Source organism: Komagataeibacter intermedius TF2 (assembly GCF_000964425.1).
GTDB classification, from domain to species: Bacteria; Pseudomonadota; Alphaproteobacteria; order Acetobacterales; family Acetobacteraceae; genus Komagataeibacter; species Komagataeibacter intermedius.
In genome coordinates this window covers 1-574 of sequence record NZ_BANF01000464.1, presented here as the reverse complement: position 1 = coordinate 574, position 574 = coordinate 1, and the positions used below count along the sequence as shown (strand labels likewise).

Genomic DNA, 574 nt, shown 5'->3' with positions numbered 1-574 from the left:
CGCTGGTCGAAGCTTGGGGTGTGGCAGCGCCTCTTTGAAAAGGTCAGAGACAGGGATCAGGCCCTCGGCATGGTCTTTCTCGATGGCACGACGATCCGTGCCCATCACAAGGCGGCCGGAGCGGCTAAAAAAGGGGGCACAGAGAACACCGAAAGGATCGTGAGGCTCTTGGCCGCTCACGTGGAGGATTTGGCACCAAGGCCTGTGTAGCTGCGGACAGTCATGGCAGGGCACTGTCCTTCACGCTGTCACCCGGACAGGCACATGAACTGCCATCCGCTTATGCCCTGCTCGATGACCTGCCACACCCACCGACCTATGTCGTCTGTGATCGCGGATATGCTTCGCATAAATTCCGAGAGTATCTCTGGGACCAGGGATCTCGTCCTGTCATTCCGCCAAGGAAAAATGATCCAGAAGTCGCCTGTCCCAAATGGGCTTACAGACACCGACACCTGGTCGAAAACCTATGGGCAAGGCTCAAGGAGTGGCGTGCTGTCGCGACCCGATATGAGAAAACCGCGGCATCCTTCCTCTCTGTCATCCTCATCGCGGCTACAGCAGACTATATCAA

At 57.1% G+C, this 574-nt stretch carries 1 pseudogene; it reads left to right on the top strand.

From position 1 onward, the window contains the following. Window positions 1-574, top strand: a pseudogene (locus tag B7449_RS18065) (IS5 family transposase); the annotation flags it as partial.